General features: G+C 70.1%; 1 protein-coding gene. It reads right to left on the bottom strand.

Annotation, left to right across the window (positions count from 1 at the left end; genetic code table 11):
* Positions 1-13: 13 nt before the first annotated feature.
* Positions 14-26,797, bottom strand: coding sequence for a non-ribosomal peptide synthase/polyketide synthase (locus tag CJ179_RS32360; RefSeq protein WP_095864150.1), 26,784 nt, complete (start codon positions 26,795-26,797; stop codon positions 14-16).
* Between the last annotated feature and the right edge of the window lie 169 nt (positions 26,798-26,966).

Genomic DNA, 26,966 nt, shown 5'->3' with positions numbered 1-26,966 from the left:
CAACGTAAACGGGTCAGTGCGTGCCCAGATAGTCCTCGAGGACGGGCCCCACCACGGCCAGGACCTCGGGTTCGATCATCTGGTTGTGCTCGCACTCGATCTTGACTTCCCGGATGCCGCCGGTGACCGAATCGCGCCATTCCTCCGGTGAATGCTCGCCCGTCGCCGCCGACCCGGCGGCGGTGAAGAACAGCAGGTCCCCGTCGAACACCTGGGGCCGGAAGTTGTTCATGATCCGCGAGGAGTTCGTGAACCCGGCGCTGATCCGCTCGAGGTGCCGAGGAGTCAGTCCGGTCTTCTGCCCGAACGCGTCGTCCAGCAACTCGACCGCCCGCTCGTACGTGAGTTCCTCCCCGGACACGGACTCGAGGTCCAGCCCGAGACCGTGCAGCAACTCGGGCACGGTGAGGCTCTCCGGGCCCTGATCGGTCCCGTTCGCCACGTAGCTGTCCATGAGGGCGAGGGTGTCGACGGCCTCCCCCTCCCGCCGCAGTTCGACGGCCATGGCGTGCGCGATGACGCCGCCGAGCGACCAGCCCAGCAGGTGGTACGGCCCGTGCGCCTGGACCTTGCGCATCTCCAGCACGTACTGGTGCGCCAGCTGCTCGATCGAGTCGACGGCCGGGCCGCCGCTGATGATCGGCAACTGCAGGCCGAACGCCGGACGGTCCTGCGAGAGGTGCTGCAGCAGTCCCGCATACCCCCATGACAGACCGATCCCGGGATGGATGCAGAACAGCGGCGGCTTCTCCCCCGTCGGGCGCAGCGGGATGACGACGCCGAGCGCCTCGTCCACCGGCGACCCGGCGGCGTTCTCGGTGTCGACCCGGAGCGCCAGCCCCGCGGGCGTGGGATCCAGGAACATGGACTGCAACGGGATCTGCCGTCCGAGGCGCTCCTGCAGCACCGTGATCACCCGGGTAGCGACGATCGAGTTACCCCCGAGGTCGAAGAAGCTGTCGGCGGTGCCGACCCGGTCCACGCCCAGCACCTCGGCGAAGGCCTCGACGATGATCCGCTCGGTCGCCGTCGTCGGGGCCCGGAAGGCCGCGCCGGTGGTGCCGAACTCGGGCGCGGGCAGCGCCTTGCGGTCGAGCTTGCCGACCGGGGTCATCGGGATCTGGTCGAGAACCACCACCGCTGACGGGACCATGTGCGCGGGCAGGCGGTCGGACGCGTGGGTGCGCAGTTCCGCCGGCTCGAGGTCGTGGCCCTCGGCGGCCCGCACGTACGACGCGAGGAGCGTGTCGCCGGACGGACCGGTGTGACCGATGGTGGCCGCGAACGCGACCGCGGGGTGGCGGGCGAGGACGGCGTCGATCTCACCGAGTTCGATGCGGAAGCCGCGGACCTTCACCTGGAAGTCGGTGCGGCCGATGTACTCGATGATGTGGTCGCCGCGCCAGCGCACGACGTCGCCGGTGCGGTACATCCGGCGGCCGGGCTCCCCGTACGGGCAGGCGACGAACCGTTCCGAGGTGAGCGCCGACCTGTTGTGGTACCCGCGTGCCAGTCCGGGGCCGGTGATGTACAGCTCGCCGGGCACGCCGGCCGGGACGGGCTGCAGGCGTTCGTCGAGGACCAGCGAACCGAAGCCCAGTGCGGGGGCGCCGATGTTCACGACCCCGCCCGGACGCATCGGGGCGCTGACACTCGCCTGGATGGTCGTCTCGGTGGGCCCGTACCCGTTGTGCATGTTGCGGTGCTTGCCCCAGATCTCCACCAGTTCCGGCGGGCAGGCCTCGCCGGCCACCGCGAGGACCCGCAGCGACTCGAGCCCCACATCCTCGATGGACGACAGCGCGGTGGGCGTGATGAACGCGTGCGTGACCTCGTTGCGCCGGAACAGGTCCGCCAACTCGGCGCCACCGAAGACGGTGGGCGGCACGATCACGACCCGCGCCGAGGCGCCGAACGCCATCATCAGCTCGAAGATCGACGCGTCGAAGCTCGGGGACGCCAGATGCGAGACCCGCGAATCGTGCGTGACCTGGAACCGTTCATGTTCCTCCGCGGTGAGGTTGGCCATGCCGCGGTGAGTGACGATGACCCCCTTCGGTTTCCCGGTCGACCCCGACGTGTAGATCAGGTACGCCGGGTGCGCCAGATGGAGCGGGATCACGCGGTCGGCGTCGGTGACCGGCGCCGAGGACATGCCCGCGACCTGCTCGGCGAAAGTCTCGTCGTCGAGCACCAGCCACGGCACCGTGTCCGGCAGGTTGTCGCGCCTGCCGGCGACGGTCAGGCCGACCGAAGCCCGGCAGTCGGTGAGCATGTAGTCGATGCGGTCCCGCGGGTACGTCGGATCGACTGGCACGAACGCGGCACCCGACTTGGCCACCGACCAGATCGACACCACTTCCTCGATCGACCGCGGCATACCGATGGCCACGAACGTCTCCGGTCCGACACCCTGAGCGCACAGCACCCGCGCCAGCCGGTTGGACCATTCGTCGAGTTCCCGGTACGTGACCTGCCGATCCTCGAACGACAGTGCCACCGAGTCGGGGTCGAGGGCCGCGGCGGCCGTCAGCAGGTCCGGCCACACCTCGGGCTGCACGTCGGGCTTGCCGCGGGCCGGGACCATCTCGTCGATCTCCGCCTCGTCGAGCAGCGGGACGGTGCCGATCGGCCGGTCCGGGTCGGCGACGACGGCCGCGAGGACCCGCACGAACCGGTCCGCGATCGAACGCGCCGTGTCGGGGTCGAACAGGGAGACGGCGAAGTCCAGGCCGCCGGCGACACCCGCGGGCGCGCCGTCCTGGTCGAACCGCTCGGCCAGGATCACCTCGAGGTCTTCCTTCACCACCCGGGTCTCGAGGTCCACGTTCTCGACCCGCAGGTCCGGCAGTTCCAGCGTCGGGTTCTCGTTGTTCTGGAACTCGAGGGCCACCTGGAACAGCGGCGAGTACGACGTGGACCGGGTCGGGTTGAGTTCCTCGACGAGCCGCTCGAACGGCAGATCCGCGTGCTGGAACGCGGCCAGGTCGGATTCCCGGATCTGCTGCACCAGTTCGGTGAACGTCGCGGACGGATCGATCCGGTTCCGCAGGACCAGCGTGTTGACGAACATGCCGACCATCTCGTCGAGCGCCTCTTCACCGCGCCCGGCGACCGGGGTGCCGATGACCACGTCGTCTGTGCTGCCGAGCCGCGACAGCAGCACGGCCAGCGCGGCGTGGACGGCCATGAACATGGTGGCGTTGTTGGTCCGGGCCAGTGCTGTCAGCCGCTGATGGAGATCGGCGTCGATCGCGAACTCGACCCGATCACCCTCGAACGTCTGCTGGATCGGCCGCGGCCGATCGGTCGGCAACTGGATGACGTCCGGCAACCCGGCCAGCGTCTCCGACCAGAACCGCAACTGCCGGTTGATCATCGACTCGGGATCGTTCTCCGACCCGAGTCCGGCATGCTGCCACAGGGTGTAGTCGGCGTACTGCACGTGCAGCGGAGCCCACTGCGGGCCGTCGCCGTCGAGCCGCGACGTGTAGGCCACCATGACGTCGCGGGCGAGCGGCGCCAGGGAGAATCCGTCCGCGCAGATGTGGTGCACCACGATCGTCAGCACGTGATGGTCGGGCGCCGTCCGGAACAGGGCCGCCCGCACCGGGACGTCGGTGCTGACGTCGAACCCGCGGGACACCAGGTCCATGATGTGCCGCGGCAGGTCCGCCGCGTCCACCTCGACCGTGTCGACGTCCGGTTGGGCGTCGGCGGCGGCCAGGATCCGCTGGGTCGGTTCGTTGCCGACCGTCGGGAAGACGGTGCGCAGCGTCTCGTGCCGTTCGAGGACGTCGGCCATCGCCAGGCGCAAGGCGTCCTCGTCCAGGGTTCCGGTCAGCCGCACCGCCAGCGGAATGTTGTAGGCGGGTGAGGACGTGTCGAACTGGTTGAGGAACCACATCCGCTTCTGCGCCAGCGACAACGGGATCCGATCGGGGCGTTCGACCGGGGCGAGAGCGGGTCGGGCGCCGCCGCTGACGCTGTCGGCGACGCGTTCGGCCAGCGACCGGGCGTCGGGGGCCTCGAACAGCGCCCGCACACCGATGTCGGTGTCCAGGGCGTCCCGCAGCCGCGCGGTGACACGCGTCGCGACCAGCGAGTTGCCGCCGAGATCGAAGAAGTTGTCGTCGATGCCGATCCGTTCGAGACCGAGGACGTCGGTGAAGATGTCCACGATCTTGCGTTCGAGGTCGTTGGTCGGTGGCTGGAACTCCGCGGTGGTGACGTGGAACTCCGGCGCGGGCAGCGCCGACCGGTCCAGTTTGCCCACCGGGGTCAACGGGATCTCGTCGAGGAACATGATGCTCGTCGGCACCATGTGCGCGGGCAGCCGCGTCGACAGGTGCGCGGTCAGCTCGGCGGGGTCGACGCCCCCTTCCGTGACGGGCAGCAGGTACGTCACGAGCACCGTGTCCCCGGACGGGCCGGGGGCACCGAGGGTCGCGGCGAAGCTGACCCCGGGGAACGTGGCGATCTCGTTGTCGATCTCGCCGAGTTCGATGCGGAACCCGCGGATCTTCACCTGGAAGTCGCTGCGGCCCACGTACTCGACGGTGTGATCGGCGCGCCACCGGACGATGTCGCCGGTGCGGTACATCCGCTCCCCCGCCTCCCCGAATGGGTTGGCGACGAACCGCTGGCTGCTCAGTTCGGGGCGCCGGTGGTAGCCGCGGGCGAGACCCGCGCCGGTGATGTACAGCTCGCCAGGAACGCCGACAGGCACCGGCTGGAGCCGCGAATCGAGCACGAGTTCGCCGACGCCGCGGATCGGGCCGCCGAGGGTGATGGGGTCGCCCACCGTCATCGGGTCGCTGATGTTGGCCATCACCGTGGTCTCGGTGGGGCCGTACGCGTTGGACAACTGCCTGCCGGGCGCCCAGCGGGTCACCAGTTCTGGCGGGCACGCCTCGCCGCCGAACACCACGTGCTGGAACTCGTCGAGCCCCTCCGGGTCCACCGTCGACAGCGCCGCGGTGGTGACGAAGGCGTGGGTGACGTGTTCCGACCGGATCAGTTCGGCCAGTTCCGCTCCGCCGTACACCGTGGGCGGCGCGATGACCATGGTGGCGCCGACCCCGAACGCCTGCAGGTACTCGAACACCGACCCGTCGAAGCTCGGTGTCGAGAAGTGCAGTGTGCGGGACGTCTGCGCGGCCGCGAAGCGCTGCCGCTGGTCCTCGGCGAAGTTGTCGAGGCCCTCGTGGGTGACGACGACGCCCTTCGGCTTGCCCGTCGACCCGGAGGTGTAGACGATGTACGCCGCGTTGTCGAGGCTTATCGGCGACCGGCGGTCCGAATCTGCTACCGGCAGAGCCGGTTTCGCCTGGCACGCCTTCTCGAACTTGGGCGAGTCGAGCTGCAGCCACGGCACCGAGTCGGGCAGCGACTTCTCGTAGGCGGCCATGGTCAGCCCGATGGTCGCCCCCGAATCGGTCAGCATGTGCTCGATCCGGTCCATCGGGTAGTTCGGGTCGACCGGGACGAACGCGGCACCCGTCTTGGCCACCGCCCACACCGCCAGCACCGACTCGATCGACCGCGGAATGCCGAGCGCCACGAACGTCTCCGGGCCTGCGCCGCGGGAGATGAGAACCCGGGCGAGCTGGTTGGAGCGCTCGTTGAGTTCCCGGTAGGAGACGTTGCGGCCCTCGAACGTCAGAGCGGTACGGTTCGGATCCAGCGCCGCCGCGTCCTCGAAGATCTGCGGCAGCGTCCGGACGGAGAACCCGGGGCGGCCGCGCACCGGCGCGAACTCGGCGAGTTCGGCCTCGGTGAGCAGCTGCATGTGGGCCAGCGGGATCTCGGGCCGGTCGGCGAGGGCGTCGAGCACCCGCCGCAGCCGGTCCGCGATCTCGTCGACCGCGCTTTCCTCGAGGACCTCGGGGAGGTACTCGAACTTGAAGTTCAGCCGGGCGTCACCGGAGGCGACGACGGCCAGCGGGTAGTGCGCGGAGTCCTTGCCGTCGATGCCGAGGACGAACATCCCGGCGATGTCGGTCTGTTCGGTCAGCCCCGCCTCGTCCACCGGGTACGACTCGAACACGGTCAGCGTGTCGAATGCGCCGCCGCCGCCGACCGCCGACTGGATGTCGGTCAGCCCCACGTAGTGGTGGTCGAGCAGCGTGGCCTGTTCGCGCTGCACGCGTTCGAGCAACTCGCCCAGCGACTCCCATGGGTCGAGGGTGACCCGCACCGGGAGGGTGTTGATGAACAAACCGACCATCGACTCGATGCCCGCGATCTGCGGCGGCCTGCCGGACACTGTCCCGCCGAACACCACGTCGGAGCGGCCGACCAGGCCGCCCAGCACGATTCCCCACGCCGTCTGGACGACGGTGTTGAGGGTGAGCCCGCGTTCGCGGCTCAGGTCACGCAACCGGGTGGTGTGCTCCTCGGACAGCGTGAACGCGGTCTCCTCCGCCACGGCGGAATGCGCCTCACCCCGCTCCAGCGGGGCCAGCAGCGTCGGCTCCTCGACACCGTCGAGCGCGGCGCGCCAGGCGTCGAGGGAGTCCGTGGTGTCGTGGCGCTTCATCCACGACAGGTAGTCGCGGTAGGAATGGACCCGCGGCAGCAGGCTGCCGTCGGCGTCCAGGGCGTACAGCGTCAGCAGGTCGCGGATGACGAGCGGCGTCGACCAGCCGTCCAGCAGGATGTGATGGTTGGTCAGGATCAGCCGGTACTCGTCCCCGGTGAGCCGGACCAGGGCGAGGCGCAGCAACGGCGCGTCCGCCATGTCGAACTTCACCGACCGGTCGCCTGCCACGATCCGCTCGTATTCGCGGGCCGTCTCCTCGGGACCCAGGGCCGACAGGTCGAACTCCGACCACGGCAGTTCCACGTGCTGCTGGATGATCTGCGCGGAAGCGCCGGCACTGTCGTGGACGAACGCGGCCCGCAGGTTGGGGTGCCGGTCCAGCAGCGCCTGCCCCGCCCGGCGGAACCGGTCCGCGTTCACGTCGCCGCGCAGCTTCAGCGCCAACTGCACCAGGTACGGGTCGACCGAGGCGTCCGAGAACTGGGCGTGGAACAGCAGCCCCGACTGCAGCGGCGACAGCGACCAGATGTCCGACAGCGCCGGGAACCGGGACTCGAGCCGGTCGATGGCGTCCTGGTCGAGCGTCACCAGGTCCAGGTCGGACGGTGTCACACCGCCGGCGTCGGGCCGCGCGACGTGCTCGGTCAGCGCGGTCAGCGCCTGCACCCACAGGTCGGCGAGCGCACGCACCTCGGACGGGGTGAGGACCCCGGTCGGGAACGCCCACGTGGCCCGCAGCCGGTTGCCGTCGACCCCGGTGCCGGTGACGGCGTTGATGTCGAGCGCCGACGCCACCGGGATGTCGGAGGCGGGGATGTCGTCGAGTTTGGTGTCCGTCACCGGGACCCAGGCGTGCCCGTGGATGTCGGTGGATGTCGCACCGCCCAACCGGCCCAGGTAGTTGAACGTGACCTGCGGCTTCGCGAGCGCCCGCAACCGGTCGGCGCTCTCCGGGTCCAGGTAGCGGAGCATGCCGTACCCGATGCCGTGGTCCGGGATGGCCAGCAGCTGTTCCTTGATCGCCTTGATCGCCGACCCGGCGGCCCGGCCACCGGCGAAGGCGTCGTCGAGGTCGATGCCCGACAGGTCCAGGCGCACCGGGAACATGGCCGTGAACCAGCCGGCGGTGCGGCCCAGATCGGCGCCCGGCAGCACCTGGTCCTCGCGGCCGTGGCCCTCGAGGCTCACCAGCGACTCGCGCGTGAAATCGCCGTGGGTGCGCCGCCACTGCGCGAGGGCCAGCGCCAGTGCGGTCAGCAGACCGTCGTTGACGCCGCCGTGGAACGCCTCGGGGACACGGGTCAGCAGAGCATCCGTGACGTCGGCGGGCACCTCCACGGTGACCTTCTCGACCGTTCCCGCCACGTCGATCGCGGCGTCGAGCGGACGCGATCCGATCAGCGGGTCGTCGGCCTCGAGCACCCGGCGCCACAGTTCGATCTCGGCGCCGCGTTCGCGGGTCGCGTCGACGAGTCCGTGCGACCAGCGCCGCATCGACGTGCCGACCGGCTCGAGTGCCGGTTCCTGACCCGCGGTGACCTGCGCCCACGCCGTCGCCAGGTCGGGGACCAGGATCCGCCACGACACGCCGTCGACGACCAGGTGGTGGGCCACGACCAGCAGCCGCCCGCCCTCGTCGCCGGCGTCGAACCACACCATCTGCAGCATGACCCCGGCCTCGGGGTCCAATCGTCCTGCGGCGGCGTCGAGTTCGTGGGTGGCGATCTCCGCGAACGCAGACCCGACCACCGACGCGACCTCGACCCGGTGCAGCACGTCGTCCACGTCGACGGCGCCCGTGGCCTGCACCTCGATCCGCCACTGCGGTGCGGCGCCGAGCAGACGCGCCCGCAGCATGTCGTGGTGATCGACGACGGCCGCGATCGTGCGCTTCAGCAGTGTCTCGTCGGCCGCGGCGGGCAGGGACAGCAGCGCGGTCTGGGTGTAGCGGCGGAAATCGCCGCCGCGTTCGAGCAGCCACGCGGTGATCGGGGTGACCGGCATCTCGCCGATCCCGCCGCCAGGCAGTTCGTCGAGGACCACCACGTCGGCGGCGCCCGCCCAGGACGCCGCCTCGGCGAGGGCGGCCACGGTCTTGGCCTCGAACACGTCCCGCGGGGTGAGGACCACCCCGGCGGCCTTTGCGCGCGCCACCAACTGGATCGACATGATGCTGTCGCCGCCGAGCGCGAAGAACGAATCGTCCACACCAACCGATTCCAGACCGAGCACCTCGGCGAACAGGCCGGCGAGGACGGTCTCCATCTCCGTCGCCGGGGCGCGGCCCGCCGACACCCGGGCCCCGAAGTCGGGTTCCGGCAGCGCGCGGCGGTCGAGCTTGCCGTTGCTCGTCAACGGCAGCGCGTCGAGCACCACGAGGGTGGCGGGCACCATGTACGAGGTGAGCTGGGTGCCGACGAACTCGAGGGCCGAGGACACCTCGACGGTGGCACCGGATTCGGGAACCACGTAGCCGATCAGCCGGTGGCCGCCGTGCCCGTCGTCGCGGGTGAGGACGACGGCCTGCGCGATGCCGCGGTACCGGAGCAGCGCGGATTCGATCTCACCGAGTTCGATGCGGAACCCGCGGATCTTCACCTGGAAGTCGCTGCGGCCCAGGTATTCCAGCTGGCCGTCGGTGTTCCACCGGGCCAGGTCGCCGGTGCGGTACATCCGTGCCCCGGGACGGAGCGGGTCGGCCACGAACCGGGTGGAACTGAGCCCGGCCCGGCCCAGGTAGCCGCGGGTGACCTGGTCACCCGAGACGTACATCTCACCGATGGTGCCCGGGGGCACCGGGTGCAGGCGCCGGTCCAGGACGTGCACGTGCAGCCCGGCGATGCCGCGGCCGATCACACTGGCCGACGCCGATTCCGCGAACGCACGGTCGAGCGCGAGGTAGCTGACGTGGACCGTCGTCTCGGTGATGCCGTACATGTTCACCAGGGTCGGGGCGGTGTCGTCGTGCCGTGAGTACCAGCGGCCGAGCTGACCGAGGTCGAGAGCCTCACCGCCGAAGATCACGTACCGCAGCGCCAGTGCCGCCGCGTTCACGTCGATCTCCGAGACGATGCGGTCGGTCTCGGCGAGCTGATAGAACGCGGTCGGGGTCTGGTTGAGGACGGTGACCTGTTCGTTGCGCAGGAGTTCGTGGAACATCTCCGGCGACCGTGCCGTGTAGTAGTCGACGACGACGAGCCGGCCGCCGTGCAGCAACGGACCCCACAGCTCCCACACCGAGAAGTCGAACGCGTACGAGTGGAACATCGTCCACACGTCGTTCTCGTCGAACCCGTACAGCGGCTGGGTGTTCGCGAACAGGGTCAGCACGTTGCGGTGCGAGACGACGACGCCCTTGGGGCGGCCCGTGGACCCGGACGTGTAGATGACGTACGCCACCGACGCGGCGTCGAGCGGGGTGACCCGGTCGGCGTCGGTGATCGTCGCCGGCGACTGCTGCGCGAGGTCCGCGGTGGTCTCCGGGTCGTCGAGCAGGATCACCGGGGTCTCCGAGTCGGGCAGGGCGGAGACGTCGCCGGTGGTGGTGATCACGCAGTTCGGTGCGGCGTCCTCGAACACGAACGCCAGCCGGTCCGCCGGGTAGGTGATGTCGACGGGCAGGTAGCCGCCGCCGGACTTGATCACGGCCAGCAGGGCGATGATCAGATCGCAGGTGCGTGGCAGTGCCACGGCCACCAGCGTTTCCGGGCCCACCCCCTGGGCGATGAGCAGCCGGGCCAGCCGGTTCGACCGGGCGTCGAGTTCCGCGTACGTCAGCGCCACGTCCTCCGACGTCACGGCCGTGGCGTCGGGGAACCGGGCCACGCTCTGCGCGAACCGGTCCGCGAGGGTGTCGGTGCCCGCCTCCACTCCGGCGGTGTTCCACACGGTCGCCATCGCCGACCGCTCGGCGGCGTCGGTGACCACGATGTCACCGACCGGGGCCTGCGGGTCGGCGGTGACGGCGGTGAGGATTCGCAGGAACCGGTCGGCGAACGTGCGCACGGTGCCGGCATCGAACAGGTCGGTGGCGTAGATGAACGACGCGGTGATCCCCGACGCCACCCCGTCCGCGTCGAATCCTTCCTCGACGCTGAGCTGCAGGTCGAACTTGGCGACCTCGAGGTCGAAATCGACGGCGGCCGCGGTGAGTTCGGGCAGCTCGAGGCGCGGTGTCTCGTTGTTCCGGAACTCGAGCAGCGCCTGGAACAGCGGCGAGTGCGCGGTGGAACGCTCCGGCGCCAGGACGTCGACGAGCCGCTCGAACGGCAGGTCCGAGTGGTGGAACGCGGCGAGGTCGGTGGCCCGCACCTGATCGATCAGGGCGCCGAAACCCGCCGCCGGGTCGACCGCGCTCCGCAGCACCAGGGTGTTGACGAACATGCCGACCATGTCGTCGAGTGCGGCGTCACCGCGACCCGCGATGGGTGTTCCGACCGCGATGTCCTCGGTGGACGACAGCGCGGACAGCAGCACCGACAGGGCCGCGTGCACGGCCATGAACATGGTGGAGTTGTGTTTGCGCGCCAGCGCGGACAGCGCCCGGTGCACGTCCGCCGGAATCGTGAAGTCGACCTGCGCACCCCGGAACGACTGCTGGACCGGGCGCGCCCGGTCGGTCGGCAGCTGCAGGAGTTCGGGCAGGTCGGCCAGCTGATCCGTCCAGTACCGGAGCTGCTGGGAGATCAGCGACTCGGAGTCGCTCTCGTCGCCGAGCAGTTGCAGCTGCCACAGCGTGTAGTCGGCGTACTGCACCGACAGCGGGTTCCACTGCGGTGCGCTTCCCGCGATGCGGGCGGCGTACGCGGTCATGACGTCCCGGGCGAGCGGGGTGAGCGAGAACCCGTCGGCGCAGATGTGGTGCACCACGATGACGAGCACGTGATCGTCGGGGGCGAGTGCGAACAGCGCCGACCGCATCGGCACGTCGGCCGTGACGTCGAAACCGGCGGTCGCGAGACCGGCGATGTGCTCGCGGAGTTCGGCCTCGGACACCTCGGTGATCTCGAGGTTCGGTGTCCACTGACCGGGTGAGAGCACCACCTGGGTCGGTTCACCGTCGTGGGACGGGAAGACGGTCCGCAACGACTCGTGCCGGACGAACACGTCGGTCACCGCCGCGCGCAGCGATTCGACGTCCAGGTGACCGGTCAGCCTCACGGCGAGCGGGATGTTGTAGGCCGCCGACGACGTGTCGAACTGGTTGAGGAACCACATCCGCTTCTGCGCCAGCGACACCGGCACGTGCGCGGGCTGCGCCATCGGGCCGAGCGGGAGCCGCACGTGGTCGCCGTCGTGTGCCGGGGCGAAGGCCGTCGATTCGATCAGGCGGGCCAGCTGGTGGATCGTCGGCGCCTCGAACAGGGTGCGGACGCCGATGTCGGTATCGAGTTCCGCGGTCAGGCGTGCGGCGACCCGGGTCGCGATCAGCGAGTTGCCGCCGATGTCGAAGAAGTTGTCGTCGATGCCGACCCGTTCGATGCCCAGGACCGTGGTGATGACGTCGGCGATCGTGTGTTCGAGGACCGTCGACGGCGGCCGGAAGGCGTCCGACGTGGGCAGGAACTGCGGTTCCGGCAGCGCCGACCGATCGAGCTTGCCGACCGGGGTGAGCGGGATCTCGTCGAGGATCATGATGCTCGACGGGACCATGTGCGCGGGCAGCAGATTCGCCGTCCACTCCTTCAGCTCCGGCGGTTCGAGCACCGACTCGGCCTCCGGCAGCACATAGGACACGAGCACGGTGTCGCCGGCGGGACCGGGGCGGCCGAGGGTGACGGCGAACGCGACGGACGGGTGTCCGGCGAGTGCGCTGTCGATGTCGCCGAGTTCGATGCGGAAGCCGCGGATCTTGACCTGGAAGTCGGTGCGGCCCAGGTATTCGACCGTGTGGTCGGGCCGCCACCGCGCGAGGTCGCCGGTGCGGTACATCCGGTCGCCCGGGTCGCCGTAGGGGTTGGCGACGAACCGCTCGCTGGTCAGCCCGGCGCGGGCGTGGTAGCCGCGGGCCAGGCCCTCACCGGAGATGTAGAGTTCGCCGGCGACGCCGACGGAGACCGGTTGCAGCCGCGAGTCGAGGATCACCTCCGACACGCCGCGGACGGGGGCGCCGATGGTGACGGTCTCCCCCACCTGCAGGTGATCGCTGAGGTTGCTCATGATGGTGGTCTCGGTGGGGCCGTAGCCGTTGTACAGCGTGCGCCCCGGCGCCCAGCGGGTCACCAGTTCCGGCGGGACGGCTTCGCCGCCGGCGACCACGTTCTGGAACACCTCGAGACCCTCGGGGTCCACGGAGGCCAGCGCCGCGGGGGTGACGAACCCGTGGGTGACGCCCTCGGCCCGGATCAGCTCCGCGAGTTCCTCACCGCCGTACACGGACGGGGGCACGATCACCATGGTCGCGCCGACGGCGAACGACAGCAGGTATTCGAGGACCGAGGCGTCGAAGCTCGGCGAGGAGAAGTGCAGGGCCCGAGACGCCGAATCCGTCGCGTAGCGGGTGCGCTGCTCCTCGGCGAAGTTGTCGAGACCGCGGTGGCTGACCACCACACCCTTCGGCTTGCCGGTGGACCCGGACGTGTAGATGACGTACGCCGGGTGCGCGAAGCGCAGCGGCACGACGCGTTCGTCGTCGGTCACGGTGTCGGTGGACATCGCCGCGACGGCGGCTTCGGTCTCGGCATCGTCGAGGGTCAGCCACGTCACCGCGGCGGGCAGCCGGTCGCGATCGGCGGCCACCCGCACGCCGAACGTGCACCCGGAGTCGGTGACCATGTGCTCGACCCGCTCCCGCGGGTAGGTCGGATCGACCGGAACGAACGCGGCGCCGGTCTTGGTGATCGACCACACGGCGAGCACCGATTCGATGGACCGTGAGATGCCCAGGGCCACGATGTCTTCCGGGCCGACGCCGCGGCCGATGAGCAGCCGCGCGAGCTGGTTGGACCGTTCGTCGAGTTCCCGGTAGGACATCCGGCGGTCGCCGAACACCAGTGCGGTCGCGTCGCCCGACGCGGCGGCCGTCTCGGCGAACATCTGCGGCAGTGTGCGCACGGACCGGCCAGGCCTGCCGCGGGCCGGAACCAGTTCCGCTTCCTCGGCGTCGGTGAGCAGGCGCAGCTGCGCCAACTTCATCCCGGGGTGCTCGGCGAGCGCGATCAGCGCGCGGACGATCCGGTCGCCGATCCGCTCGACCGCGGCCCGGTCGAACAGATCCTCGACGTATTCGAGTTTCAGTTGCAGATTTTCGTGTGCCGAGGCGATCAGGGCGAGCGGGTAGTGCGCGGCGTTCGCGCTGTCGTGCACGTCGACGACGTGCATGCCGGCGATGTCGGTCTGCTCGGTCAGTCCCTCCCGGTCGACGGGGTAGGACTCGAACACGGTCAGCGTGTCGAAGCCGGCGCCCGGACCGGCCACCGACTGGATGTCGGTCAATCCGACGTAGTGGTGATCGAGCAGTGCGGCCTGCTCGCCCTGGATGCGTTCGAGCAGCTCCCCCAGCGTTTCCCGCGGGTCGAGGGTCACCCGTACCGGGAGCGTGTTGATGAACAGACCGACCATCGACTCGATACCCGCGATCTGCGGGGGCCGACCCGACACCGTCCCGCCGAAGACGACGTCGGAGCGGCCGACGAGGCCGCCCAGCACGATTCCCCACGCGGTGCGGATCAGGGTGCTGAGGGTCAGGCCGTGTTCGCGTGCGAGCACACTGAGCTGATCGGTGCGGTCGACGTCGAGTTCGACGACCAGTTCACTGGACTGCGTGTCGCTCTGGGCCGAGGCGTCGGCCGGGGCGAGCAGCGTCGGCTCCTCCACCCCGGCGAGGGCGCGCTGCCACACCCCGAGGGAGTCCTCGGTGCTGCGGTGCGACATCCACGCGAGGTAGTCGCGGTACGGGTGCACCCGCGGCAGCGCCGTGGCGTCCCCCTCCGTGGCGTACAGGGTCAGGAGGTCGCGGATCAGCAGCGGCATCGACCAGCCGTCGAGCAGGATGTGGTGATTGGTGATGATCAGGCGCTGCTCGTCCGCACCGACCTGGATCAGCATGAACCGCAGCAGCGGCGGGGTGGCCATGTCGAACCCGCGGCGGCGGTCGGTGTCGAGGAGTTCCCGGACCTCGGCTTCGCGGCTCTCCTCGTCGAGTGCGGACAGGTCGATCTCCGTCCACGGCAGTTCCGCGTATCCGTGGACCGCCTGGACGGGGGTGCCGCCCTCGTCGTAGACGAACGACGCCCGCAGGTTCGCGTGCCGGTCGAGCAGGGCCTGCCCGGCCACCCGAAGGCGGGACGACACGGCGCCGCGCAGTTCGAGTGTCACCTGCACCGTGTACGAGTCGATCGACTCGTCGGCCAGCAACGCGTGGAACAGCAGTCCGGACTGCAGCGGCGACAGCGACCAGATGTCGGACAGCGCCGGGAAGCGCGACTCGATGCGGTCGATGGCGTCCTGGTCGAGGCTGACCAGTTCGAGGTCGGACGGGGTCACACCGCCGGCGTCGGGGCGGGCCGCGTACGTCGTGAGCGCGGTCAGTGCCCGGACCCACAGTTCGGCGAGTTCGCGCACCTCGGCGACGGTGAGGACGCCGGCCGCGTACGCCCAGGTGGCGCGCAGCTGAGGCCGGTCGTCGACCTCGGTGGTGACGGCGTTGACGTCGATGGCCGAGGTGACCGGGGTGTCGAGGTCCTGCGCCCGGTCCATGTCGACTTCACCGGTCGGCGTCCAGCCGGCGCGGGTGGCCGCCTCGGACAGGTCGGCGGCGAAGCGTCCCAGGTAGTTGAAGCTGATCTGCGGCAGCGACCGGGCCGCGAGCAGCGGTGCGGTGTCGGCGTTGAGGTACCGCAGCATGCCGTAACCCATGCCGTGGTCCGGGATGGCCAGCAACTGTTCCTTGATCGCCTTGATCGCCGACCCGGCGGCCCGGCCGCCGTCGAACGCGTCGTCGAGGTCGATGCCCGACAGGTCGAGCCGCACCGGGAACATGGCCGTGAACCAGCCGACCGTGCGGCCCAGATCGGCGCCCGGCACGACCTGGTCCTCACGGCCGTGGCCCTCGAGGCTCACCAGGGTTCCGTCGACGGACCGTCCGTGCAGGGTGTGGCCGCGGGTGCGCCGCCACTGGGTGACCGCCATCGCCAGCGCGGTGAGCAGTCCGTCGTTGACGCTGCCGTGGATCGCTTCCGGCAGGGCCGTGAGGACGGCCTCGCTGACCTCGGCGGGCAACTGCACCGTGACCCGGCCGACGGTCGCATTGACGTCGACGTCGGGGTCGAGCGGACGGCTGCCGACGAGCGGGTCCTCGCAGTCGAGGATGCGCTGCCACAGATCCAGTTCGCCCGCCCGGTTCGCCGCCTCGTCGACCAGTCCGTGCGCCCACCGGCGCATGGACGTGCCGACCTGGTCGAGGACCGGTTCCTGGCCTGCCGAGATCTGCGCCCACGCGGTCGCGAGGTCGGGGACGAGGATGCGCCACGACACACCGTCGACGACGAGGTGATGCGCGACCACGAGCAGGCGGCCGCCGGACTCCCCGGCGTCGAACCACACCACCTGCATCATGACCCCGGCCGCCGGATCGAGCCGGTCCAGCGCGGCGTCGAGTTCCGCGATCACGGTGGCCGCGAACGCCGGTGTTCCCGGGGCGGCGGACACCGCGACCCGGCGGATCAGGTCCTGCGCGTCCACCGCACCGATCGGGCGGACGGCGAGATGCGATTCGTCGGCGGAGACCATCAGCTGCGCGCGCAGCATGTCGTGCCGGTCGAGGACGGCCTGAAACGTGCCGATCAGCGGTTCGAGTTCGCGCAGGTTCGGCGGCGCGGTCAGCAGCGCGGACTGCGACATCCGGTTGAACTCGCCGCCCCGTTCGAGCAGCCACTTCGTGATCGGGGTGGTCGGCATGTCGCCGACTCCGCCGCCGGGCAGTTCGTCGAGGACGACGACGTCGGCGGCGCCCACCCACGACGCCACCGCCGCGAGACCGGCGACGGTCTTGGCCTCGAACACGTCCCGCGGGGTCAGCACGACGCCCGCGGCCTTCGCGCGGGCCACCAGCTGGATCGACATGATGCTGTCGCCGCCGAGCGCGAAGAACGAGTCCTCGACACCGGCGGATTCCAGACCGAGCACCTCGGCGAACAGTGTCGAGAGCACCTCTTCCATCTCCGACACCGGCGCGCGGCCGGTCGACACCCGGGCCCCGAAGTCGGGTTCGGGCAGCGCGCGGCGATCCAGCTTGCCTGCCGGGGTGAGCGGCAACTCGTCGAGGACGATCAGCGCGGACGGCACCATGTACGGCGCGAGGAACCCGCCGACGAAATCGAGGACGGCCTCCGGGTCGAGTTCCGCGCCCGCCGTGGGGACGAGGTAGCCGACGAGCCGGTTGGCGCCGGTGCTGCCCTTGTGCGCGGACACCACCGAGCGGGCGACGCCCGGGTAGCGGGTGAGGGCGTTCTCGATCTCGCCGAGTTCGATGCGGAACCCCCGGATCTTCACCTGGAAGTCGCTGCGGCCCAGGTACTCGAGCTGGCCGTCGGTGTTCCAGCGGGCTAGGTCGCCGGTCCGGTACATGCGGGCACCGAGGCCGCCGTACGGGTTGGCGACGAACCGCTCCGCCGTGGTGCCCGCCCGGTCCTTGTAGCCGCGGGCCAGACCGGAACCGGTGACGTACAGTTCTCCGGTCACCCCGTTGGGCACCGGGTGCAGGCGGGAATCGAGCACCATCTCGCCGGTGCCCATGGGCGGACGGCCGATGGTGACGCCCTCACCGGGCAGCATGGGTCCGGTCACGCTCGACACGACCGTCGCCTCGGTGGGTCCGTAGGCGTTGAACATCCGCCTGCCGCCGGTCACCCACTGCGCCACCAGCTCCGGCGGGCACACGTCACCACCGGTGGCGACGCACTCGAGCTGGTCGAGGCCCGCGGGGTCCACGGATGCCATGGCCGCCGGGGTGATGAACGCGTGCGTGACCCGGCCCTCGCGGAGCACGTCGGCGAGTTCGGCGCCGCCGATGACGGAGGCCGGGGCGATCACCATGGTCGCGCCGGATCCGACCGCCAGCAGCAGTTCCAGGATCGAGGCGTCGAAGCTCGGCGACGAGAAATGCAGGGTCCGCGACCGCGGGGTGACCCCGAACCGGACGCGTTCGTCGGTGGCGAAGTTCGCCAGGCCGCGATGGGTGACGACGACCCCCTTCGGGGTGCCGGTGGACCCGGACGTGTAGATCAGGTAGGCCGGGTTCTCCAGCTCCAGCGGGTGTGTCCGGTCGGCGTCGGTGACGACGGCGGCAGAGTGCGCACTCACCTGGTCGTCGAAGCCGGGTGCGTCGACCACGACGTACGGGGTGCAGTCCGGCAGGGTGGGTCGGAACTCGGCGACGGTGAGCGCGAGCGCCGCACCGGAGTCGCTGAGCATGTGGACGATCCGGTCGGTCGGGTAGTTCGGGTCGACCGGCACGAACGCGGCGCCGGTCTTGGCGACCGCCCACAGCGACAGCACCGACTCGGGCGAACGTGCCATCGCCAGCGCGACCACCGATTCGGGGCCGATGCCCCGCCCGATCAGCAGGCGGGCGAGACGGTTCGACCGTTCGTCGAGCTCCCGGTACGTCACCTCGCTGCCCTCGTAGGACAGTGCGGCCGCCTTCGGGTCCACGGACGCCGCCGACGCGAGGAGTTCGGGCAGGGTCCGCGGTTCGGCGTCGGGACCGTCCATCACCGGGGTGAGCGCCGCACGCTCGGACGCCACCATCAGGTCGATGTCGCCGACCGCGATGCCCGGCTCGGACGTCACCGCGTCGAAGATCCGCTGCAGGTAGTCGGCGAAACCGGCGATCGTGGACGCGTCGAACAGACTCGACGCGTACGTGAATGCCGCGGAGATCCCGGCGGGCTCCCCCGACACCCCGAATTCTTCGGTCAGTGTGAGCTGCAGGTCGAAGTTGGAGATGTCGGTGGCCAGGTCGAGGCCGGTGACGGTCAACCCGGGCAGCTCCAGCCGCGGCCGCTCGTTGTTGCGGAACTCGAGCACCACCTGGAACAGCGGCGAATGCGACGTCGCGCGTTCCGGCGAGATCGCATCGACCAGCCGCTCGAACGGCAGATCCGCGTGGTGGAACGCGTTCAGGTCGGTGTCGCGGACCGTGGACAGCAGGTCGGTGAACGTGCCGGACGGCTCGACCGGGGTGCGCAGCACCAGGGTGTTGACGAACATGCCGACCATGTCGTCCAGGGCGGCGTCGCCGCGGCCGGCGATCGGGGTGCCCACCGTCACGTCGTCCGTGTCGCCCAACCGGGCCAGCAACACGGCCAGCGCGGCGTGGACAGCCATGAACACACTCGAATTGTGTTCGCGGGCGGTCGTGATCAACCGGCTGTGGATCTGCGGGTCGATGCTGAAGGGGTGGATGCCGCCGCGCATCGACTGCTGCGTCGGGCGCGGGTGGTCCGTCGGCAGCGCGAGCAGTTCCGGAAGCCCGGCGAGCGTGTGCGTCCAGTAGTCGAGCTGGGCGGCGAGCAGGCTGTCCGGGTCGTCTGCGTTGCCGAGTACCCGGTGCTGCCACAGCGCGAAGTCGGCGTACTGCACCGGCAGCGGCGTCCAGTCCGGTGCCTGGCCCCCGGTGCGGGCCGCGTAGGCGGTCATCACGTCCCGCGCGAGCGGGGCCATGGAGAAGCCGTCGGCGCTGATGTGGTGGACGACGATGACGAGAACGTGCTCGCCGGGATCCGTGCGGAACAGGGCTGCGCGCACCGGCACCGACACCGTGACGTCGAATCCGGCGCCCGCCAGCCGCGAAATATGCTCGGGCAGCTGCTCTTCCGTCGAATCGATCGGCGACAGATCCGGCACCACGTCCTCGGTCGGCAGGATCACCTGGAGGGGTTCGCCCTCCACCATCGGGAACCGGGTGCGCAGCGACTCGTGCCGGTCCATCACGTCGGCGACGGCGTCCTGCATCGCGTCCTCGTCGAGGTCGCCGGTCAGCCGCACCGCGAGCGCGATGTTGTAGGCCGGCGAATCGAGGTCGAACTGGTTGATGAACCACATGCGCTTCTGCGCCAGCGAGACCGGCAGGTGGTCGGGGCGCACCCCGGCCACCAGCGGCGGACGTTCGGCGCCCTGCACGGCCTCGGACTCGATCCGGGTGGCCAGCGTCGCGACGGTCGGGGCGTCGAAGATCTCCCGGACCCCGATCCGGCTGCCGAGCGCGGCGTTGACCCGCGCCACCAGCCGGGTGGCCACCAGCGAGTTGCCGCCGAGGTCGAAGAAGCTGTCGTACACGCCGATGCGGGGTGCGTCGAGCAGGTCCGCGAAGATCGACGCGAGGATCTCCTCGATCGGGTTGCGCGGCGTGACGAATTCCGCTGACGGGCTGAGGAACTCCGGCTCGGGCAGCGCGCCGCGATCCAGCTTTCCGGTCGCGCCGAGCGGGAACCGGTCGAGCACGATGATGCGGGTCGGCACCATGTAGGCGGGCAGCGCCTCCGCCGCCGCGTCGCGCACGACCGCGGTGTCGATGTCGGCGCCCGCCACGGGGATCACGTAGCCGACGAGGCTTTCGCCGGTGGCCTCGCTGCGGTGCACCGTGACGACGGCCTGCGCCACCGACGGGTGCGCCAGCACGGCCGCCTCCACCTCGCCGAGTTCGATGCGCTGTCCACGGAGCTTGACCTGGAAGTCGCGGCGGCCGATGTATTCGATGTTGCCGTCGGCCCGCCAGCGGACCACGTCACCGGTGCGGTACATCCGCTGTCCCGGTGCGCCGAACGGATTCGCCACGAACCGGTCCGACGTCAGGTCACTGCGACCGACGTAACCGCGGGCCAGCTGAACGCCGGCCAGATACAGCTCGCCGTGCACCCCGACCGGCACCGGATGCAGCCGGGAGTCGAGGACGTACAGCTGCGTGTTCCACACGGGTGCGCCGATCGGAACCGAGGCCCGGTCGCCTTCCGTGCACTCCCAGAAGGTGACGTCCACGGCGGCCTCGGTCGGGCCGTACAGGTTGTGCAGCGCCGCGGATCCGAATTCGCGGAAACTGTCGGCAGTGGCCGGCGGGAGGGCCTCACCACTGCAGAACACCTGGCGCAGCGAACCGCACAGTTCCGGTTCGGCGCCCGCCGTGAACACGGCGAGCATCGACGGCACGAAGTGCATGGTGGTGACCTGGTGGTCGGCGATGATGTGGGACAGGTACGTCGGGTCCCGGTGACCGTCCGGCGCGGCGAGGACGAGTCGCGCACCGACCTCGAGGGGCCAGAACAGTTCCCACACGGACACGTCGAACGTGACCGGCGTCTTCTGCAGCACCACGTCCGTGTGATCCATCCGGTACGTGTCCTGCATCCACAGCAGCCGGTTCGCGATCGCCCGGTGACTGACGGCGACGCCCTTGGGCCTGCCCGTCGACCCGGACGTGTAGATCACGTAGGCGGTCGAATCGGGGTGGATCGGACCGCCCCGCTCCGCGTCGGTGATCGGGGTGCTGGGCCGCCGGGACAGGTTCAGGGTGTCGATCTCGATCACAGCGGCGTCCGCGCTGTCGACGCCCTCGCACCGATCGCGGGAGGCGGTGAGAACGCAGGCGGGTTCGGCGCTCTCGATCACGTACGCGATCCGCGACGCCGGATGGTCGGGGTCGAGCGGCACGTACGCGGCCCCGGTCTTCTCCACCGCATAGATCGCGATCATCAGTTCCAGGGAACGGCGCAGCGCGACGGCCACCCGGGATTCGGGTCCGACGCCGCGGGCGAGGAGTTCGCGGGCCAGCCGGTTGGCGCGGGCGTCGAACTCCGCGTAGAGCAGTTCCTCTTCGGCGAACACCACGGCCACGGCGTCCGGGGTGCGGGCCACCTGCGACTCGAACAGGCTGACCAGGGTCGCCGGGTCCGGGACGGGAACGTCGGTGGCGATCCACTGCTCGAGCATCCGGTGCGTCTCGTCCGCGCCGATCAGGTCGAGGTCGCCGACTTTCGCGTCCGACCCGGCGGTGATGGTCTCGAGAAGGGTGACGAACCGTGCGGCCAGCGCCGTCATCGTCGGCGGGTCGAACAGTTCCGACGCGTAGGAGAACTGGACGTCGATCGCGCCCGGGGCGCCGGAGTCCTCGATGTGCTCGGTGAGGATGACCTGGAGATCGAACTTGGCGGCACCGGTCTCGAGTGCCTCGACCTCCACGTCGAGTCCGGGCAGCTCGAGCCTGGTGTTCGCGAATCCCTGCAGCACCAGCATCACCTGGAACAGCGGTGAATGTGCTTCGGAGCGCGTCGGTTTCAGTTCGTCCACGAGCCGCTCGTAGGGCAGATCGGTGTTGCTGAACGCCTCCAGATCCACGGAGCGGGTGTGCGAGAGGATCTCGGGGAAGCTGCGATCGGGGTCGACGGTGGTGCGCAGGACCACGGTGTTGACGAACATGCCGACGACGTCGTCGAGTTGCCGTTCTCCCCGGCCGGAGACCGGGGATCCGATCGACACGTCGGCCGACCCGGACGACCGGGACAGCAGGACCGCGAGCGCCGCGTGCACCACCATGAACAGGCTGGCGTCGTTCGCGCCCGCGATGTCGAGCAGCGCGGTGTGGATGCGTGCCGGAATCGTGAAGTCGGCGGTGGCGCCGATCATCGACTGCCGGGCCGGGCGCGGGCGATCCGTCGGCAGATCCATGACCTCGGGGGCACCGTCGAGGGTGCGGGCCCAGAACGCCAGCTGCCGGGACAGCAGACTCGTCGGATCGTCGGAGGATCCCAGCAGTTCGCGCTGCCACACCGCGAAATCGGCGTACTGCACCTCCAGCGGCGCCCACTGCGGGGCCTCGCCGGCGGCGCGGGCGTGGTAGGCCACCATCACGTCCCGGGTCAGCGGCGTCATCGACAGGCCGTCGGCGGCGATGTGGTGCACCACGAACACCAGCACGTGGTCCTCGGTCGCCGTCCGGTAGAGTTCCGCCCGGATCGGCGGTTCCACGGTGACGTCGAATCCGGTTGCGGCGTCGGCGATCAGGCGGGATTCGAGTTCGCTCTCGGCGACCTCGACTGCGTCGAGGTGCGGGCTCACCTCCGCGACCGGCAGCACTACCTGGATCGGACCGTTGGGGGTGTTCGGGAACACGGTCCGCAGCGATTCGTGGCGGGTGAGGACATCGCTCACCGCGGTCCGCAACGCCTCCACGTCGAGCGTGCCGCGCAGCCGGATGCCGACGGGAATGTTGTACGCGGGAGATCCGGTGTCCAACTGGTTGATGAACCACATCCGCTGCTGCGCCAGCGACACCTGCACCGGGCCGGATCCGGGCCGCGGCGCGAGCACGGGGCGGGCGGAGGTGCGGGGCCCGGCGGCGTCGACGCGGGCGCTGAGCAACGCGACGCTGGGCGCCTCGAACAGATCCAGCACCCCGATCTCCGTGCCGAGGGCAGTGTTCACCCGGGACACCACGCGGGTCGCGACGAGGGAGTCGCCACCGAGGTCGAAGAAGCTGTCGTCGACGCCGATGCGCTCGACTCCGAGCAGCGTCGCGAACACCTCCGCGATCTGCATCTCGGTCGGGGTCACCGGCGCCCGGTAGACGGTGGACGTCGCCTCGAACTGTGGTTCCGGCAACGCCTTCCGGTCGAGCTTGCCCGCCGGGGTCAGCGGGACCTCGAGGAGCTCCATCACCCTGGCGGGCACCATGTGCGCGGGCAGCGCGGCGGCGGCGTGTTCGAGGATGTCGCCGACGACGATCTGCGCGCCGTCCACGGGCAGCACGTACGTCACCAGCGCCGTGTCGCCGGACGGTGCGGTGCGGCCGACGGTGGTCGCGAACGCCACGCTCGGGTGCGAGCGGACGACGGCGTCGATCTCGCCGAGTTCGATGCGGAATCCGCGGATCTTCACCTGGAAGTCGGTGCGGCCGAGGTACTCCAGCTGTCCGGCGGCGTTCCACCGGGCCAGGTCGCCGGTGCGGTACATCCGCTCACCGGGTGTCCCGTGCGGGTCGGCGACGAACCGCTCGGCCGTCGGGACCGACCGGTTGTGGTACCCGCGTGCCACACCGTCGCCGGTGATGTACAGCTCGCCGGGCACCCCGGCGGGGACGGGGTGCAACCGCGAATCGAGCACCAGCAGACCGCAACCGCGGGACGGGCGGCCGATCGTCACCGGTTCGCCGACCGTCAGCGGTCCCGCGACGCTCGCGACGACGGTGGCCTCGGTGGGACCGTAGGCGTTGAACATGACGCGACCCGGCGCCCACTGCTGCACCAGCGCAGGAGGACAGCTCTCACCACCGGTGACGACGCACCGGATGTGGTCGAGTCCGGTGGGATCGACGGATGCCAGCGCGGCCGGCGTCACGAACGCGTGCGTCACCCGTTCGCGGCGCAACAGGTCGGCGAGTTCGGTACCGCCGTACACCGTCGACGGTGCCACCACCATCGTGGCGCCTGCGCCCACGGCGAGAAGCAGTTCCAGGATCGACGCGTCGAAACTCGGGGAGGAGAAGTGCAGGGTGCGCGACCCGGCGGTGACGTCGAACCGCTGCCGCTCGTCCTCGGCGAAGTTCGCCAGACCGACATGGGTGACGACCACACCCTTGGGAGTACCGGTGGAGCCGGACGTGTAGATCAGGTAGGCCGGATCCGCCGTCCGCAACGGCCGGAGGCGGTCGGCGTCGGTGATCGCGCCGGCGGCGTGCTGTTCCGTCTCCCGCCCGAACGACGCGTCGTCCATCACCAGCCACGGCGTGATCGCCGGCAGCGACGAGCGGTGCGCTATGGCGGTGAGACCGACGACCGCACCGGAATCGGTGAGCATGTGCTCGATGCGGTCGGCCGGGTAGTTCGGGTCGACCGGGACGAACGCGGCCCCGGACTTCGCGACCGCCCAGGTGGCCAGCACCGATTCGATCGAGCGCGCGATCGCCAGCGCCACAACCGAACCCGGCCCCACCCCGTGCCCGATCAGCATGCGGGCGAGTCGGTTCGACTGCTCGTCGAGTTCGGCGTAGGTCAGGGTGCGCCCCTCGTAGACGAGGGCGTCCCCGTCGCCGCCCGCCGCGACGGCACCGGCGAGCAGTGCGGGAAGCGTGCGGGGCTCCACCGCGGGCTCGTCGCGCACCGGTGCGAGTTCCGCGTACTCGGCCGGTTCGAGGAGGTCGACGTCCCCGATCGGCGCGGCCGGATCCGCCGTCACCGACTGCAGGATGCGGACGAAGCGGGCGGCGATTGCCTCCGCGCTGTCGCGGTCCCACACGTCCTTCGCGTACCGCAGCCGGCCGTTGATGCCGCCGGTCTCAGATTCGGTGAGGGAGAACACGAGATCCAGCCCCAGGGCTCGGTGTTCACGCTGGATCGGGCTGACCGTCACGGTCCCCGAGGAGTCGTGCGGATGGCCGCCGTCGGTGAACTCGAGCATCACCTGGAACAGCGGCGTGTGCGACGGGTCGGGTTCGGCCACCACGGCAGCGACGAGATCGTCGAACGGCAGCGCCGCGTGCGAGAACGCGGCCCGGTCGGCGTCCCGGACCCGGCTCAGGTGGTCGACGAACGACGACGCCCCGTCCACCTGCGACCGCAGGACCGCCTTGTTGAAGAACGCTCCGGCTTCCGGGTCTTCGGAGTCGGTCGTGTCGCGCCCGACGATCGGTGTTCCGACCACGACGTCGTCGGTGTCACCCAGCCGGCCCAGCAACACGGCCAGCGCGGCATGCAGCGCGGTGAAGATCCCGGTGCCCGCCTCCTCGGCCAGCAGTGCCGCGCGGTGCTGCACGCCGGCGTCGACGGCGAACCCGACGACCTCGCCCGCGCCGGCCCGCTCAGCCGGGCGCGGCCGGTCCAGCGGCAGCGCCGTCACCTCGGGCAGGCCCGCCAGCTCCCGCTTCCAGAACTCGAGCTGGGACTCCCGTTCGAGGAACCGCGCGCCGAGGCGCGCGCTCTCGGCATGGATGTCGGCGGTCCGCGCCTGCGGCTCCGCGGTGACGAATTCTTCGACCAGTTCCACGAACCGGCGGTGGTGCGCGCGCAGCTCCTCCGCGCCGTACCGGTTGGGGTTGCCGCGGAAATCGAGCAGTGTCTGGCCGTCGCCGCTCTGATAGATGTTGACCAGCAAGTCGTCCACCGGGCCCGACGTCACGATGTGGTACTCGCCGTTGACGGAGCCCAGCGTGAACGCCTGGTGGAACAGCATGACATTCACCATCGGGCCGGCGAGACCCTCCGCGGTCCCCGCGAGTCCGGCGTCGCGGCGGATGTCCTCGAGGCTGCACCGCTGATGACGCAGCGCACCCATCAGTTCGAGCTGCGTCCGCTGGACGAGTTCGGTCACCGTGTCCTCGGGGCGGACGGTGATCCGCAGCGGCGCGACGTTGACGAGCATGCCGCCGGACCGCTGCAGCGGCGCCGTGGTGCGCGCCGACACCGGCAGGTTGATGAGCACGTCCCGCCTGCCCGTCATGCGGGACAGATAGCAGGCGAACCCCGCGAGCAGGACGGCCGCCGACGTGGCACCGACCCGCTGATCCGACTCGCCGAGGAAACCCAGCGCGGATTCGGAGATCTTCGCGCTCTCGAGCCTGCTCTTCGCCGCCGCGGGGGCGTCGTGGGTGGCGAGCGTCGACCCGTGCTCGATGCCGACTATCCGTTCGGCCCAGTACAACCGGTCGTTCTCGAACCGGGTCGACTTCCGGTACTTCTGGTCGAGTGCGTACAGCTCGCGCAGGTCCAGCGCACGGTTCGGTTCCGGTTCGGTGCCCTCGATCGCCGCCGTGTACAGCGCCGCGATCCGGTTCACCATGGTCATGCCGCTGTACCCGTCGAGGGCGACGTGATGAATCCTGGTGTACCACAGGTAGTGCTGCTCACCGACCTGCAGGACGTTCATCTCGACGAGCCGGTCCCGGGTCAACCGCAGAGGTGTCGCGTAGTCCTCGTCGATCCACGCCTGCGCGGCGGACATCGGCTCGTCCTCGCCGCGGAAGTCGAGGAACCCGATCGACGGGTCGATCGTGAAATCGACCGCCTGATAGGGCTCCCCGTCGACGTCGAGCAGACGCAGGAACGGCGACTGGAACTCCTGACCGGCCCGCACTGCGGCATCGCTCAGCAGGTCCAGGTCGATCTCGCCCCGCAACTCGATGTACTGCGCGATGAACTTGGGGACCGTGGGGCTCAGTTGTTGGGCAAACCACATGCTCCGTTGCACCGAGGAGAGCGGGAAGGCCCCTTCGGGAACGTTCACATCTTCGGCGCCGTTATTCGGCTGCGGCGAATTCACACTCGTCATCTCGTTCCCCCAGCGGGTAGAAGACCTTGGATGCGCAAGTCCTGCGCGTGAGACGGACCAACCGACGCCGGTCTCCCACGCTGTACTGATCGTGCTGTACGTGTGGGCCCGGTGTGCGTCGATTCGTGATGTTCGTATCGGAATCGCCATCGATCGGCGACGGTCGGAC

The organism is Rhodococcus sp. ACS1 (assembly GCF_002300155.1).
Classification (GTDB): domain Bacteria; phylum Actinomycetota; class Actinomycetes; order Mycobacteriales; family Mycobacteriaceae; genus Rhodococcus_F; species Rhodococcus_F koreensis.
Note: the sequence above shows the minus strand (reverse complement) of the source record. Positions and strands in the feature narration are given on the sequence as shown.